At 73.5% G+C, this 13,640-nt stretch carries 13 protein-coding genes; 10 read left to right on the top strand and 3 right to left on the bottom strand.

Annotated elements, in window-relative coordinates; all coding sequences use genetic code 11:
• The first annotated feature begins 89 nt into the window (after positions 1 to 89).
• The 5 genes from ACFY3L_RS40755 to ACFY3L_RS40735 all read left to right on the top strand — a co-directional run bounded on the left by ACFY3L_RS40755 (position 90) and on the right by ACFY3L_RS40735 (position 6,137).
• The gene (locus ACFY3L_RS40755) at positions 90 to 947 is read left to right on the top strand and encodes a metallophosphoesterase (protein ID WP_389337262.1); all 858 of its coding nucleotides are present in this window, start codon (positions 90 to 92) and stop codon (positions 945 to 947) included.
• A gap of 171 nt (positions 948 to 1,118) precedes the next feature.
• Positions 1,119 to 2,756: an ABC transporter substrate-binding protein gene (locus tag ACFY3L_RS40750; RefSeq protein WP_389337259.1), complete on the top strand. Its 1,638-nt coding sequence runs from the start codon at positions 1,119 to 1,121 to the stop codon at positions 2,754 to 2,756.
• Positions 2,753 to 3,685 (top strand): ABC transporter permease, encoded by a 933-nt coding sequence (locus tag ACFY3L_RS40745; protein WP_389337256.1) that lies wholly within the window; start codon positions 2,753 to 2,755, stop codon positions 3,683 to 3,685. Before ACFY3L_RS40750 ends, ACFY3L_RS40745 begins: the two co-directional genes overlap by 4 nt.
• Entirely contained in the window at positions 3,682 to 4,518 is an 837-nt protein-coding gene (locus ACFY3L_RS40740) for an ABC transporter permease (RefSeq protein WP_389337253.1), read from the top strand. The genes ACFY3L_RS40745 and ACFY3L_RS40740 overlap by 4 nt, the downstream gene beginning before the upstream one ends.
• Positions 4,515 to 6,137 carry a dipeptide ABC transporter ATP-binding protein gene (locus ACFY3L_RS40735; RefSeq protein ID WP_389337250.1) on the top strand — a complete coding sequence of 541 codons (1,623 nt, stop codon included), beginning with the start codon at positions 4,515 to 4,517 and terminating at the stop codon, positions 6,135 to 6,137. Before ACFY3L_RS40740 ends, ACFY3L_RS40735 begins: the two co-directional genes overlap by 4 nt.
• On the opposite strand, the gene ACFY3L_RS40730 is transcribed toward ACFY3L_RS40735, so the two are convergent.
• The 3 genes from ACFY3L_RS40730 to ACFY3L_RS40720 form a co-directional block, all read right to left on the bottom strand.
• Complete coding sequence (locus ACFY3L_RS40730; protein WP_389337247.1) at positions 6,115 to 6,969, bottom strand: BTAD domain-containing putative transcriptional regulator; 855 nt, start codon at positions 6,967 to 6,969, stop codon at positions 6,115 to 6,117. The two genes, ACFY3L_RS40735 and ACFY3L_RS40730, sit on opposite strands and share 23 nt — an antisense overlap.
• 147 nt (positions 6,970 to 7,116) lie before the next feature.
• On the bottom strand, positions 7,117 to 7,815 hold the full coding sequence (locus ACFY3L_RS40725) for a TetR/AcrR family transcriptional regulator (RefSeq protein ID WP_389337244.1): 699 nt from the start codon (positions 7,813 to 7,815) through the stop codon (positions 7,117 to 7,119).
• A gap of 51 nt (positions 7,816 to 7,866) precedes the next feature.
• Complete coding sequence (locus ACFY3L_RS40720; RefSeq protein WP_389337241.1) at positions 7,867 to 8,568, bottom strand: SDR family NAD(P)-dependent oxidoreductase; 702 nt, start codon at positions 8,566 to 8,568, stop codon at positions 7,867 to 7,869.
• A 107-nt stretch (positions 8,569 to 8,675) separates the two neighbouring features.
• Here ACFY3L_RS40720 and ACFY3L_RS40715 point away from each other — a divergent pair, with 107 nt between their 5' ends.
• From ACFY3L_RS40715 to ACFY3L_RS40695, 5 genes are read left to right on the top strand one after another with little or no spacing between them, the layout of a single operon-like run.
• Positions 8,676 to 9,998 (top strand): beta-ketoacyl-[acyl-carrier-protein] synthase family protein, encoded by a 1,323-nt coding sequence (locus ACFY3L_RS40715; protein WP_389337238.1) that lies wholly within the window; start codon positions 8,676 to 8,678, stop codon positions 9,996 to 9,998.
• Positions 9,995 to 11,260: a ketosynthase chain-length factor gene (locus ACFY3L_RS40710; protein WP_389337236.1), complete on the top strand. Its 1,266-nt coding sequence runs from the start codon at positions 9,995 to 9,997 to the stop codon at positions 11,258 to 11,260. Before ACFY3L_RS40715 ends, ACFY3L_RS40710 begins: the two co-directional genes overlap by 4 nt.
• On the top strand, positions 11,257 to 11,520 hold the full coding sequence (locus ACFY3L_RS40705) for an acyl carrier protein (protein ID WP_389337233.1): 264 nt from the start codon (positions 11,257 to 11,259) through the stop codon (positions 11,518 to 11,520). The genes ACFY3L_RS40710 and ACFY3L_RS40705 overlap by 4 nt, the downstream gene beginning before the upstream one ends.
• The gene (accA, locus tag ACFY3L_RS40700; protein ID WP_389337231.1) at positions 11,517 to 13,160 is read left to right on the top strand and encodes a carboxyltransferase subunit alpha; all 1,644 of its coding nucleotides are present in this window, start codon (positions 11,517 to 11,519) and stop codon (positions 13,158 to 13,160) included. The genes ACFY3L_RS40705 and accA overlap by 4 nt, the downstream gene beginning before the upstream one ends.
• Positions 13,157 to 13,639, top strand: coding sequence for an acetyl-CoA carboxylase biotin carboxyl carrier protein (locus ACFY3L_RS40695; RefSeq protein ID WP_389337229.1), 483 nt, complete (start codon positions 13,157 to 13,159; stop codon positions 13,637 to 13,639). Before accA ends, ACFY3L_RS40695 begins: the two co-directional genes overlap by 4 nt.
• Position 13,640: the final 1 nt, after the last annotated feature.

The following is a 13,640-nucleotide window of genomic DNA, read 5'->3' as shown; positions in this document are numbered from 1 at the left end:
CGGTCGTTCGGTGGCAGGATCTGCCGGCGCGGCGGTCACGGCGGCTCGGGACGGTGGACTGCGGGTCGCCGGTGTGCCATCGTGGGCGGATGTCACGCGTGGTGACGTTGCCGTCGGCGGGCAGGTTGCTTGCCGTCACGGACCTGCACGGCAACATCGCGGACTTCCACGCGATCGTGGCCCGGTTCAGGTCCGTCATGGACACTGGCGGGCCGCGGCCGCACCTGCTGTTCTGTGGCGATCTCGTGCATGGTCCGGCCATCGACCCGCAGGCGTGGCCGGAGCATCTCGGCGACTTCTACCGCGACGAGACGCCGCGGCTGCTCGCCGAGGCCCGGCAGCTCCAGGAGGCCTACCCACAACAGGTCCACTTCCTGCTGGGCAACCATGAGCACGCCCATCTGGGCGGCCCGCGACTGGCCAAGTTCCATCCTGACGAGGCGGCCCACCTGGAGCGGCAGTACGCCTCGGGAGAATTCGCCCCGATCCGGCGGTGGATGGCGGGTTGGCCGCTCGCGGCAGTCGCGCCGGCCGCGGCCATCGCCTTCACCCACGCCGCGCCGCACGCGCAGATCTCCGGCCCGCGTGACCTCGACGGCCTGGCGCTGACCGGGTACGAGTCGACGCCCCCGGCCGACATGACATCGACCGGACCGCTCGGGGCGCTGCTGTGGGCCCGGACCACCCCTGCCGAGCGGGGCCATGCGTATCTTCGCGCCCTGCACCACGGGTGCAAGGTGGCCGTCTTCGGGCATGACATCGTGCGGGAGGGGCACCTGATCGAGCATGAGCCGCTGTTGTGCGTCTCCAGCAGCTTCGGGTGCCACAACGGCGACAAGGTGTACCTGGAGTGGGATCTGGCCCGGCCGGCGGGCAGCGCCGCCGAGGTCGCCCGCGACGGTCTGCGGCGGCTGCACCCCGGCGCCCGGCCGGTGCATCGCATCTGAACAGGCCCGCTCTGCGCGTGATGGCGATCTCGTCCGTTCGAAACTCCAGGACCGGATTCTCCAGGGAGACTCGAGGCGGACTGTAGCGGAACTGTGGGGAAGATCTACCTGAGTCGATCACGCTGGGTGACATCTCGTCCCCCGGTAACGTCGACGACAGGACCTTTCGATATGCGAGCTATTCGTACGCTGGCGGCCGCTGCCGCCTCGCTCAGTCTCTTAGCCGCCGCCGGGTGCGGGTCCACGCCCGCGGCCGGGGAGAAGGCGGCGGCGGAAGGGGCGCCGGTCGCCGGTGGGACCTTCAACTATGCGATCGACTCCGAGCCCAGCTGCCTCGACCCGCACGTGAGCCTGGCCGACGCCACGGCGTTCATCACGCGGGGAGTTGTCGACTCTCTCGTCGTGCAGGATGCCGACGGGTCGTTCAAGCCGTGGCTGGCGAAGTCGTGGAAGGTCTCCGACGACCTGAAGACGTACACGTTCGACCTGCGGACCGATGTCACGTTCCACGACGGGACGAAGTTCGACGCGGCGGCGGTGAAGGCGAACTTCGACCGGATCGTGGCGAAGGAGACGAAGTCGCAGTACGCGAGCACGCTGATCGGGCCGTACGCGGGCACCACCGTCGTGGACGAGCACACCGCGGAGGTGAGGTTCAGCGCACCGTTCCAGCCGTTCCTGCAGGCGGCGAGCACCGCGTACCTCGGCATCCAGTCACCGAAGGCGTTCACCGACTACGCGGGGGCGCTGTGCGAGCACGTCGTCGGGTCGGGGCCGTTCGTGTTCACCAGCCACACCCGGCAGCAGAACGTGACGCTGACGCGCAGCGCGACCTACCCGTCGGCGCCGCCGAACGCGAAGCACACCGGGCCCGCGCACCTGGACAAGGTCGTCATCCGGTTCCTGTCGGAGAGCGCGACCCGGCTCGGCACGCTCACCAGCGGTGAGGTGCAGGGGATCAGCGCGGTGCCGGTGCCCAACGTCGCGGCGGTACAGGCGAACACCGCACTCCAGCTCATCCGCACCGACGCGCAGGGGGCCGTGTACACGCTCTACCCGAACACGTCACGCGCGCCGTTCGACGACGAGAAGGTCCGTAAGGCGTTCCAGCAGGCGCTCGACGTCGACACCCTCGTCAAGAGCGTCTACTTCGGACAGTACAAGCGGGCGTGGGGCGTCCTGTCGCCCAACACGAAGTACTACGAGCCGGCGGTGGAGCAGAAGACGAAGTACGACGAGGCGGCCGCGAACACGCTCCTCGACGAGGCCGGCTGGACCGCCCGCGACGCCGACGGGTACCGCACGAAGAACGGCAAACGGCTCGCCGTGGTCTGGCCGTACACCCAGCAGCAGGCCGCCGTCCAGCAGCGCGGCACGTTCGCCCAGGCGGTGCAGGCGGCGGAGAAGAAGATCGGCATCGAGGTCGTGCGGACCAGCGTGCAGACCGCCGAACTGTTCGGGCTCGTCGCCAAGGCCCAGTACGACATCTTCGACGAGAGCTGGACCCGCGCCGACCCGGACCTGCTGCGCATCTTCTTCGCCTCCACCAGCAAGCCGCTCACCGGCCAGAACATCTCGTGGGTCAACGACGCGACCGTCGACGGGTGGGTGAACGGCGCCGCCGCCACCGCGGACGACGCCAAGCGCAAGGACGCCTACAGCAGGACGCAGCTGTGGGTGCAGGAGCACGCCGCCGCGTTCCCCGTCTACGTGCCCGCGTACCTCCTCGCGGCGTCGACCAAGGTGCACGGCCTGCGCTCGGACCCGGCCTCGTTCCCGCTGCTCTACGATGCCTGGCTGACGAAGTGAGCCGGGTGCGGTGGCTGCTGCGCCGGCTCGCCGGTGGTCTCGGCGTGCTCCTCGGGGCCGCCACCGTCACCTTCCTCGCGATGGAGCTGATCCCCGGTGACCCGGCGCGCGCCCTGGTGGGCAGCGCGCCGGCCACGCCGCAGACGATGGCGCTGATCCGGCACGAGATGGGGCTCGACCTGCCGCTGCCGGTGCGCTACGGGCACTACCTGGCCCGGCTCGCGAGCGGTGACCTCGGCCGCTCGTACCAGCTCCAGCAACCGGTGTCGACGATCATCGGCGAACAGGTGTGGCCGACGGTGCAGCTGGCGCTCGCCGCGACGCTCCTCGCCTTCGCGGGCTCCGTGCTCGTCGCCACGCTCACCGCCGGCCGGTGGCGGCTCGCCCGCGGGGTCGCGCAGGCGGTCGAGCTGGTCGCGGTGTCCACGCCGAGCTTCTGGCTCGGTCTGCTGCTGCTGTCGGTGTTCGCGTTCCGGCTGCGGCTGGTGCCGGTCGGCGTCGACCAGGGCCCGGCGGCGTTGATCCTGCCCGCCGTCACCCTCGCCGTCCCCGTCGGCGCGATCCTCACCCAGGTGCTGCGGGACGGGATGGAAGGAGCGCTGCGGCAGCCGTTCGTCGTGTCGGTGCGGGCCAGAGGCGTCGGCGAGCTCGGCGTGCGGGCGCGGCACGTGCTGCGGCACGGCCTGAGCCCGGCGGTGACCCTGTCGGGCTGGCTCGTCGGGCACCTACTCGGCGGTGCCGTGCTCGTCGAGACGGTGTTCGCCAGGCCCGGCCTCGGCCGGGTCACGCTCGCCGCCATCAGCAGCCGCGACTTCCCGGTCGTCATCGCGATGGTGCTGTTCGTGGCGGCGGTGTTCGTGGTGGTGAGCACGGTCGTCGACGGCCTGTACCGGGTCATCGACCCGCGCCTGCGGGAGGCGGCGCCATGACCGACATCGCCACGACCGCGAGGGTACGACCGCGGGTGCCGACCGCGGGGGCCGTCGCCGCCGGGATCGTCCTGGCCGCGCTGCTCGTCGCGGTGGTCGCTCCGGGCTTGCTGGGCACGGGCCCCGACGAGGTCGACCCGATGGTCGCGCTGCGCGCGCCGGACGGCACGCACTGGTTCGGCACCGACCAGCTCGGCCGGGACGTCTTCACCCGGATCGTCCACGGCGCCAGGATCTCGCTCGTCACCGGCGTCGCCGCGACCGTTCTCGCCGTCGTCGCCGGCACCGTCCTCGGGCTGCTCGCGGCGCTCGGCGGGCGGCTCGTCGACGAGGCACTCATGCGCGCCGTCGACGTGCTGCTCGCGCTGCCCGGCATCCTCCTGGCGCTGCTGGTCATCGCCGTGCTCGGGCCCGGCCCGGTCAGCGAGCTCGTCGCGATCGCGTTCGCGGCCGTCCCCGGCTACGCGCGGATGATCCGCGGGCAGGCGCTGGCGGTGCGTCGCGCCGACTACGTCACCAGCGCCGTCGCCGTCGGCGTCCGCCCGCTCGGGCTGGTCTGGCGGCACGTGCTGCCCAACTCGCTCGGGCCGGTGCTGGTCCTGGCGACGCTCGGCACCGGCAGTGCCATCATCATCGGCTCGTCGCTGAGCTTCCTCGGCCTCGGCCCGCGCCAGCCGACCCCCGAGTGGGGCGCGATGCTCGCCGACGGCCGCGACTTCCTGTCCACCGCCTGGTGGGTGGGCCTCTTCCCCGGCCTGGCCATCACCGTGACGGTCGTCGCGGTCACCGTGCTCGGCCGCCGCTGGCAACGACGATTCGAGGGAATCCGATGACCCTGTTGCAGGTCGACGATCTGCGCGTGGCCTTCCACAATGGACGGCGACGGGTCGAGGCCGTGCGGGGCGTGTCGTTCCAGATCGAGGCGGGCGAGTGCCTGGCGATCGTGGGCGAGTCCGGGTCCGGCAAGAGCGTCACGGCCCGCACCCTCGTCGGCCTCACCGGACCTTCTTCCAGGGTCGAGGCCGCCCGCGTCGAGTTCGCCGGGCGCGACCTGCGGCGGCTGGGGCCGCGCGGCTGGCGGGAGGTCCGCGGCCGGGGGATCGGGCTCGTGCTGCAGGACGCGCTGGTCTCGCTCGACCCGCTGCGCACCGTGGGCGCCGAGATCGCCGAGGCCCTGCGACCGGACGTCAAGGACCGCCGGGGACGGGTGCTGGAGCTGCTGCACGAGGTCGGGGTGCCCGAGCCGGAGCAGCGCGCCCGGCAGCACCCGCACGAGCTGTCCGGCGGGCTGCGGCAGCGGGCCCTCATCGCGTCGGCGATCGCGGCCGGGCCGTCGCTGCTCGTCGCCGACGAGCCGACCACCGCGCTCGACGTCACCGTCCAGGCACAGATCCTCGCGTTGCTCGCCGAGCGCAAGGCGGCCGGCACCGCGCTGCTGCTGATCAGCCACGACCTCGCCGTCGTCGCCGGCCTCGCGGACCGCACCGCGGTGATGCGCGACGGCGTGATCGTCGAGTCGGGCCCCACGGCGCAGGTGCTCGGCGATCCGCGGCATCCGTACACCCGCCAGCTGCTCGCCGCGGTGCCCGGCGCGCACCCCCGCGGCACCCGGCTCTCCGGCGGTCAGGCCACTCAGGTGGCGTTCGCGGCGTCGGTACCGGGGGAGCCCGTCCTCGAGCTCCGCGGCGTCACGAAACGGTTCAGGCTGCCGGGTGGTGGCTCCCGCGACGCCGTGCGGGACGTGTCGGCGACGCTGCGCGCCGGCGAGATCCTCGGCCTCGTCGGCGAGTCCGGGTCGGGCAAGAGCACCGTCGCCCGGGTCGCGCTCGGACTCCTGGCGCCGGACGGCGGCGAGGTGCTGCTCGAAGGCCGGCCGTGGAGCGGGCTGCGGGAGCGTGACCGGCGGCCGCTGCGGCGCAGGATCGGCGTCGTCTTCCAGGACCCGCTGAGCTCGTTCGACCCGCGGCACCCCGTCGAGCGCATCGTCGCCGAGCCGCTCGGAGTCATCGGCCATCCCCGCCGCGACCGGCGCCGCCGCGTCCTGGAGCTGCTCGACCAGGTCGGGCTCGGCGCCGCGGTGCTCGACCGGCGGCCGGTCGAGCTCTCCGGCGGGCAGCGGCAGCGGGTCGCGATCGCCCGCGCGCTCGCGCCCGGCCCGGCGCTGCTGGTCTGCGACGAGCCCGTGTCCGCCCTCGACGTGTCGATCCAGGCGCAGGTCCTGGACCTGCTCACCGACCTGCGGGCGGAGCTCGGGGTGGCGATGCTGTTCATCTCGCACGACCTCGGGGTGGTGCACCACCTCAGCGACCGGGTCGCCGTCATGCGCGCCGGCGAGATCGTCGAGCACGGGCCGGTCGAGACGGTCTTCGTCGCGCCTCGGCATCCGTACACACGACAGCTGCTGGACGCGGTGCCGCGGCTGGAGGTGGTCACACCCGGCACGGCTCGCTGAGCACACGGCGGATGCGGCCGAGGTCCAGGTCGATCGAGAAGCGTGACGGCACGTGCACCGGCGGCGCGTCGAGGGCCGGGTCGAAGGAGAGCACGGCCTGGTGCAGGCGGCGCAGCGCCGGCGACGGTTCCAGGCCGAGCTCGTCGGACAGGACCGTCCGCAGCCGCGTGAAGACCTCTAAGGCGTGCACCTGGCGGCCGGAGCGGTACAGCGCCAGCATCAGGTGCGCGTGCAGGTTCTCGTGGACGGGGTGCCGCTCGACCAGCGCGCTGAGCTCGCCGATCAGCTCCTGGTGCCGGCCGAGACGCAGGTCGACCTCGATGCGGCGCTCGATGGTGGACAACCGGCTCTCCTCCAGGCTCGCCAGCCACGTGCGCAGCACCGGGCCGGGCTGGACGTCCACGAGCGCCGGGCCGCGCCAGACCGCGAGCGCGTCGCGCAGCGCTGCCGCGGCGGCCGGGTCGTCGCCGTCGGTGAGGGCCTGCCGGCTGTCGCGGAGCCGGTCCTCGAACGCGTCGACGTCCAGCTCCCCCTGCCGCGACACGAACAGGTAGCCGCGGTCGCGGGTGACGAGCCGGCCGGCGCAGGTGGTGTCCCGCTCGTTGCCCAGCCGCAGGATGCGGCGCAGCTGCATGATGTAGGTGTGCAGCGTCGACACGGCGCTCGCCGGCGGGTTGTACTCCCACAGCTCCTCGATGCACTGGCTCACCGGCACCACCTGGTTGGCGTTGAGCAGCAGCAGCGCGAGCAGCTGGCGTTGCTTCGGCGCGGTCGGCACCTTGATCGCCCCGTCGGCGCACAGGAGGAGCGGGCCAAGAACTCCCAGTTTCACGGTATCTCCTATCGGTTTAATAGGATTTTGGACCGACTTCGCCGCTTGCGTCTTTGCAGGGATTGGGCGCGGTCGTTGTTGCGGCATTACCGCTTGTATTGAAGCCTATCGCAGGTAAATACTACGGTCAAGGTAGGAAATCCGACGCTATCGGCGACCTTTGGCACGCGTTTGACCAGGCGAAACTCGGTATGCACGAAGGAAGAGATCGGTTGCATCCGCACAGATCTCGTCGATTTCCCAGGGTGCCAAACTGAGCGTGCCATATTTTGAGCGCTGCTGTCCCTCGTAGGTGAGCTGGGACACGAAATGCGCCGCGGCGCGGTCCGGACGGTCGGCGCTCAACACGCCCTGGGCGGTCAGCACGGCCACTCGCTGGATCAGCCAGCCCAGCAGCTTCGGCCCTGACTGCGGCTCGTCCGCGCCGCAGGAGCGGTGCAGCTGCGGATGGTGCGAGACCTCGGCGATGATCAGCCGGCGCAGCGCCGACACCTCGGGGTCGAGCGTCGCGGCGAGGAACTGCCGGCCGAGCCGCAGCAGGTCCTGCTCCAGCGCCGCCGGGTCGGTCAGCAGCGACTCGTCGAGCTCGGTGTCGCGGTCGGCCCCGGTGCGCGCCTCGTCGACCACCGCGACGAACAGTCGCTCCTTGTCGCCGAAGTGGTTGTAGATGGTCTGCTTCGACACGCCCGCCTCGGCCGCGATCGTGTCGAGATTGGCCCGCTCATAGCCGGCGGTGATGAAGATCCGGGTCGCCGCCCGCATGATGGCGGTGCGCTTGCCGGGCAGCCCACGGGGCGCGGCCTCGGAGGTGGCCCGCTGTGCCGTCGTCGTGCCCGCCACCCGCATCACCCCTCCGTCGCCGCCCGTCGATCATACTAGACGGTACAGTCCAGACCGCTACCAGTCCAGACCGCCGTGCACCTCCACGACGCTGCCGTTGACGTAGCCCGCGCCCGGGCCGGCCAGGAAGACCGCGACCGCCGCGACCTCCTCGCCGGTGCCGGGCCGGCCCGAGGCGAGCCGCGGGCCGTACTTCGCCCACACCGCCGCGTTGCCGATGAGCTGCTCGCCCATGCCTTCGGCGATGATCCCCGGGGACAGGCAGTTCACCGTGATGCCGTGCGGCGCCAGCTCCACCGCCGCGGTGCGGGTGAGCGCCTCGATCGCTGCCTTCGACGCGCTGTAGGCCGCCGCCCCCGGTGTCGCCCGGGTCGCGAGGGCAGACGACAGCGTCAGGATCCGGCCGCCGCCGGCCCGCCTGAGCGCCGGGACCGCCGCCTGCACGGTGTGGAACGTGCCCGTCACGTTCGTGGTCAGCACGTCCGCGAACGCCTCCGGTGCCTGCCCGGCGACCGGCCCGGGGCGGCTCACCCCGGCGTTCGCCACGACGATGTCGACCCGCCCGAACCGCGCCTCGACCCGGTCGAAGAGGTCCCGGACCGAGCCCGGGTCCGTCACGTCGACCCGCTCGTCCGGTGGCTCCGCGGACCGGGCCGCGACCACCACCTTGGCGCCCCGCGCCGCGAACGCCGCCGCGATCGTCCTGCCGATGCCCCGGGTCCCCCCGGTCACCACCGCCACCCGCCCGTCGAGACTCATGCCGACAGCCTCCGCAGCGCCCGTCCATGGGTGCTACACAACACCTGGAGCCCGTCTCCAGGCCGGCCGTGGTCGCCGCTCCATCGACCGCTGTCAGCGTTTTCGGCATGGCAGATGCGAGGCGAGACGGGCGCCGGGTCGCCGGCGCTCCACGTGGCGGGGGGCAGGCGCCGCGAGACCGGCGGCGGGTGGCGATCACCGGCATCGGCGTGGTCGCCCCCGGCGGGGTCGGCACCAAGGCGTTCTGGGCGCTGCTCACCAGCGGGCGGACCGCGACCCGGACCATCACCGCGTTCGACGCCGGTGCGTTCCGCTCCCGGGTCGCCGCCGAGTGCGACTTCGACCCGGCGGCCGCCGGACTGACCCAGCAGGAGATCCGCCGCATGGACCGGGCGGCGCAGTTCGCCGTCGTCGCGGCCCGCGAGGCGCTCACCGACAGCGGTCTCGACTTCGACGCCCGCGACCCGAGCCGGACCGCGACCGTCATCGGCAGCGCCGTCGGCGCGACCACCAGCCTCGAGCGCGAGTACGCCGTGGTCAGCGACGCCGGCCGGCACTGGCACGTCGACCCCCGGTACGCGGTGCCGCACCTGTACGACTACCTGGTGCCGAGTTCCCTCGCCGCGGAGGTCGCCTGGGCGGCCGGCGCCGAGGGCCCCGCCGCGGTCGTCTCCACCGGCTGCACGTCGGGCCTCGACGCGCTCGGCCACGCCGCCGACCTGATCCGCGAGGGCTCCGCAGACGTCGTCATCGGCGGCGCGACCGACGCGCCGATCTCCCCGATCACCGTCGCCTGCTTCGACGCCATCAAGGCCACCACCGCCCGCAACGACGACCCTGCGCACGCGTCACGCCCGTTCGACCGCAGCCGCGACGGCTTCGTGCTCGGCGAGGGGTCGGCGGTGTTCGTCCTGGAGGAGCTGAACCAGGCACGGGCCCGCGGCGCACGCGTGTACGCGGAGATCGCCGGGTTCGCCGGGCGCGCCAACGCCTTCCACATGACCGGCCTGCGCCCCGACGGGGTCGAGATGGCCGAGGCGATCCGGGTCGCGCTCGACGAGGCCCGCCTCGACCCGACCGCCGTGGACTACCTCAACGCGCACGGCTCCGGCACCAAGCAGAACGACCGGCACGAGACCGCGGCGGCGAAGCTCAGCCTCGGCGCGCACGCGTACCGCACCCCGGTCAGCTCGATCAAGTCGATGGTCGGGCACTCGCTCGGCGCGATCGGCTCCATCGAGATCGCCGCGAGCGCCCTCGCGATCGAGCACGGCGTCATCCCGCCGACCGCCAACCTGCACGAGCCCGACCCCGAGTGCGACCTGGACTACGTGCCGCTGCACGCGAGAGAACAGCGCACCGACGTCGTGCTGTCCGTCGGCAGCGGCTTCGGCGGCTTCCAGAGCGCCATGGTCCTGGTGCGGCCGTGACCGCGCTGGTCGAAGACGCGGTCGGCGCACGGCCGGCCGCGGTCATCACGGGGATCGGTGTGGTGGCGCCGAACGGGTTCGGCACCGAGGAGTACTGGCGCGCGACCCTCGACGGGCGCACCGGCATCGGCCGGATCACCCGCTTCGACCCGGAGCGCTACCCGGCCCGGCTCGCCGGTGAGGTACGCGGCTTCGAGCCGCGCCGGCACCTGCCCAGCCGGCTGCTGCCGCAGACCGACCACATGACCCGCCTCGCGCTCGTCGCCGCCGACCTCGCGCTCACCGACGCCGGCCTGGACCCCGCCGCCCTGCCCGCGTACGCGGCCGGGGTGGTCACCGCAAGCGCGTCCGGCGGGTTCGAGTTCGGCCAGAGAGAGCTGGAGAAGCTGTGGAGCCTCGGCGGCGAGCACGTCAGCGCCTACCAGTCCTTCGCCTGGTTCTATGCGGTGAACACCGGTCAGATCTCGATCCGGCACGGTCTGCGCGGCCCCAGCGGCGTCCTTGTCACCGAACAGGCCGGCGGCCTCGACGCGCTCGCGCAGGCCCGCCGGCACATCCGCAAAGGGATCCCGGTCGTGCTGTCCGGCGGTGTCGACAGCGCGCTGTGCCCGTGGGGATGGATCGCGCAGGTCGCCAACGGCCGGGTCGCGACAGGTGAGGACCCCGCGACCGCGTTCCGCCCGTTCCACCGCGACGCGGCCGGCTACGTGCCGGGGGAGGGCGGCGCGATCCTCGTCGTCGAGGACGCGGCCGCGGCGGCCACCCGCGGCGCCGCACCCCTGGCCGTCGTCGCCGGGTACGCCGCCACGTTCGACCCGCCGCAGGGCAGCGAACGGCCGGGCACGCTGCGCCGCGCCATCGAGCTGGCGCTCGCCGACGCCGGTGCCGGCGCCGCTGACGTCGACGTCGTCTTCGCCGACGCGGCCGGGGTGCCCGCCCTGGACCGGGCCGAGGCCGACGCGCTCGCCGCCGTGTTCGGCCCGCGCGGCACCCCGGTGACCGCGCCGAAGACGATGACCGGCCGGCTCGCCTCCGGCGGCGCCGCACTCGACGTGGCCACGGCGGCGCTCGCCCTGCGCGACGGCGTCATCCCGCCGACCGTCAACGTCGGCGCCCCGGCCGCCCACGACCTGGACCTGGTGACGTCGGCGCGCCCGGCGCGGCTGCGCACGGCCCTCGTCCTCGCCCGCGGGTACGGCGGCTTCAACGCGGCCGTCGTCCTGCGCCACCCGACCGCAGCGCACCCACAAGGAGCAGCATGAGCAGCGAAGAACTGACCGTCGACGGGGTCCGTGAGCTCCTGCGCGAGGTCGCCGGCGAGGACGAGACCGGCGGCCTCGACGGCGACATCGGCGCCGTGCCGTTCGAGGACCTCGGCTACGACTCCCTGGCGCTGCTGGAGCTCGCCGGGCGGGTCGAGCGTGAGTACCGGGTCCGGCTCGCCGACGACACCGTCGTGCAGGCCCGCACCCCGGACGAGTTCGTCGGCATCGTCAACCAGGCCCGGGCCGGTGCGCGATGAGTTTCGCCCTGTGCGCCGGTTGCCGGATCCCCCTGTACGAGCCGAAGCTCGCCCGCACTCTGGGGGTGTGCCCCGAATGCGGGCACCACCACCGGCTCACCGCCCACGAGCGGATCGCCCAGCTGCTCGACCCGGGGAGCGCGGCGCCCCTCGACCTCGAGTCGTCCGCCGGCGCCGACCCGCTGCACTTCGACGGGTACGCCGGCAAGGCGGAGCGGGCACGAGCCGCGACCGGGCTCGCCGAGGCCGTCGTCTGCGTGCGCGGCACGATCGGCGGGGTCGGCGTGGTCGCGGCCGTCATGGACTTCCGGTTCCTCGGCGGCAGCCTCGGCTCCGCCGTCGGCGAGCTCGTCACCCGGGCCGCCGAGACCGCCCTGGCCGAGCGCAGCCCGCTGCTGCTGGTGCCCGCGTCCGGCGGCGCCCGCATGCAGGAGGGCGCCGTCGCGCTCATGCAGATGGCGAAGACCAGCCAGGCGATCGGCCAGCTCGACGAGGCCGGGATCCTGACCGTCGCGCTCATCACCGACCCGACGTACGGCGGTGTCGCCGCCTCCTTCGCCTCGCTGTGCGACGTCACGATCGCCGAGCCGGGCGCCAGGCTAGGGTTCGCCGGGCCGCGCGTCATCGAGCAGACCATCGGCCGGCGGCTGCCCGCCGGCTTCCAGACCGCGGAGTTCCTCCTCGAACACGGCCTCGTCGACGCGGTCCGGCCCCGGGCGGCGCTGCGCGACACCCTCGCCCGGATCGTCGCCACCGGCAGCCGCCGTGAGGGGCCGCCGCACCCGGTGCCCACCGGCGACGTCGTCATCCGCGACGCCGACCGCCTGGAGGACCGCGACGCGTGGGACACGGTCCGGCTGGCGCGGGACATCGGCCGGCCCAGCACCGCCGACTACCTCGACCGGATCTTCACCGACGTCGTGCGGCTGCACGGCGACCGGATCTCCGGTGAGTGCCCGGCCGTCATCGGCGCGCTGGCGAGGATCGACGGGATCCCGGTCGTCGTCGTCGGCCACCAGAAGGGGCACACCGCCAAGGAGCTGGCCCGCAGCCGGTACGGGATGCCGACGCCCGCCGGCTACCGCAAGGCGGCCCGGCTGATGCGGCTCGCCGCCAAGCTCGGGCTGCCCGTGGTGACGCTCGTCGACACGCCCGGCGCGTACCCGGGGCCGGAGGCGGAGGAGCAGGGGCAGGCGGTCGCGATCGCGGAGAACCTGCGGCTCATGGCCGGCCTGCCCGTGCCCGTCGTCGCCGTCGTCACCGGCGAGGGCGGCAGCGGCGGGGCGCTCGCCCTGGCCCTGGCGAACCGAGTCCTCGTCCTGGCCAACGGCGTCTACTCCGTCATCAGCCCCGAAGGGGGTGCCGCGATCCTGTGGAACGACCCGGCACAGGCGCCGCGGGCGGCCCGGTCGCTGCGGCTGCGCCCCGCGGACCTGCTGCGCCTCGGCATCGTCGACGGTGTCGTGCCCGAGCCGCCGGGCGGTGCGGCCACCGACCACGCGGAGGCGGCGCGGCTGCTGCGGGCGGCGCTCGTCACCGAGCTGCGGGCCCTGTTGCCGCTGAACGCGCCGCGGCTCGTCGTCGGCCGCCACGCCCGCTTCCGCCGCTTCGGCGCCCCCGCCGACCAGGTCGCGGCATGACCACGGTGGCGGAGACCCTGGACGGCGCCGCCCCGGCTGCGGCCGGGGTGCTGGACGCCGTCCGGCGGACCGTCCTTCTCCTGGCCAACGAGGCAGGGGCGCGACCGGAGCTGGTGCGGGTGAGCGTCGGTGACGTCGCGGTGGAGATCTCGTTCGGCGCCGTGCGGTCCGTCCCCGCCGCCGTGCCGACCGCGGACGCCGCGGCCGGCTCCGTCGTACCGACGCCGCAGACGCCGGCAAGGGCGACGCTGACCTCACCGGCGGTGGGCGTGTTCTACCGGGCGCCGGAGCCCGATGCCGCACCGTTCGTCGCGGTGGGGGACGTCGTCACCGAGGGGCAGCAGATCGGCATCGTGGAGGCGATGAAGCTGATGATCCCGGTCCACGCCGAGCGGGCCGGGCGGCTCGCCGAGGCGCTCGTCGCCGACGGTGCCCCGGTCGAGTACGGCGAGCCGCTCTTCGCCCTCGACGGCGGGTGAC

The sequence above is a fragment of the Dactylosporangium sp. NPDC000521 genome (genome assembly GCF_042898305.1).
GTDB lineage: Bacteria > Actinomycetota > Actinomycetes > Mycobacteriales > Micromonosporaceae > Dactylosporangium.
Note: the sequence above shows the minus strand (reverse complement) of the source record. Positions and strands in the feature narration are given on the sequence as shown.

What these genes read in the sequence shown, in the direction of transcription:
- ACFY3L_RS40755 (WP_389337262.1), top strand. Translation starts at nt 90, where the DNA reads ATGTCACGCGTGGTGACGTTGCCGTCGGCGGGCAGGTTGCTTGCCGTC.
- ACFY3L_RS40750 (WP_389337259.1), top strand. Translation starts at nt 1,119, where the DNA reads ATGCGAGCTATTCGTACGCTGGCGGCCGCTGCCGCCTCGCTCAGTCTC.
- ACFY3L_RS40740 (WP_389337253.1), top strand. Translation starts at nt 3,682, where the DNA reads ATGACCGACATCGCCACGACCGCGAGGGTACGACCGCGGGTGCCGACC.
- ACFY3L_RS40735 (WP_389337250.1), top strand. Translation starts at nt 4,515, where the DNA reads ATGACCCTGTTGCAGGTCGACGATCTGCGCGTGGCCTTCCACAATGGA.
- ACFY3L_RS40725 (WP_389337244.1), bottom strand. Translation starts at nt 7,815, where the DNA reads ATGCGGGTGGCGGGCACGACGACGGCACAGCGGGCCACCTCCGAGGCC.
- ACFY3L_RS40720 (WP_389337241.1), bottom strand. Translation starts at nt 8,568, where the DNA reads ATGAGTCTCGACGGGCGGGTGGCGGTGGTGACCGGGGGGACCCGGGGC.
- ACFY3L_RS40715 (WP_389337238.1), top strand. Translation starts at nt 8,676, where the DNA reads ATGGCAGATGCGAGGCGAGACGGGCGCCGGGTCGCCGGCGCTCCACGT.
- ACFY3L_RS40705 (WP_389337233.1), top strand. Translation starts at nt 11,257, where the DNA reads ATGAGCAGCGAAGAACTGACCGTCGACGGGGTCCGTGAGCTCCTGCGC.
- accA (WP_389337231.1), top strand. Translation starts at nt 11,517, where the DNA reads ATGAGTTTCGCCCTGTGCGCCGGTTGCCGGATCCCCCTGTACGAGCCG.
- ACFY3L_RS40695 (WP_389337229.1), top strand. Translation starts at nt 13,157, where the DNA reads ATGACCACGGTGGCGGAGACCCTGGACGGCGCCGCCCCGGCTGCGGCC.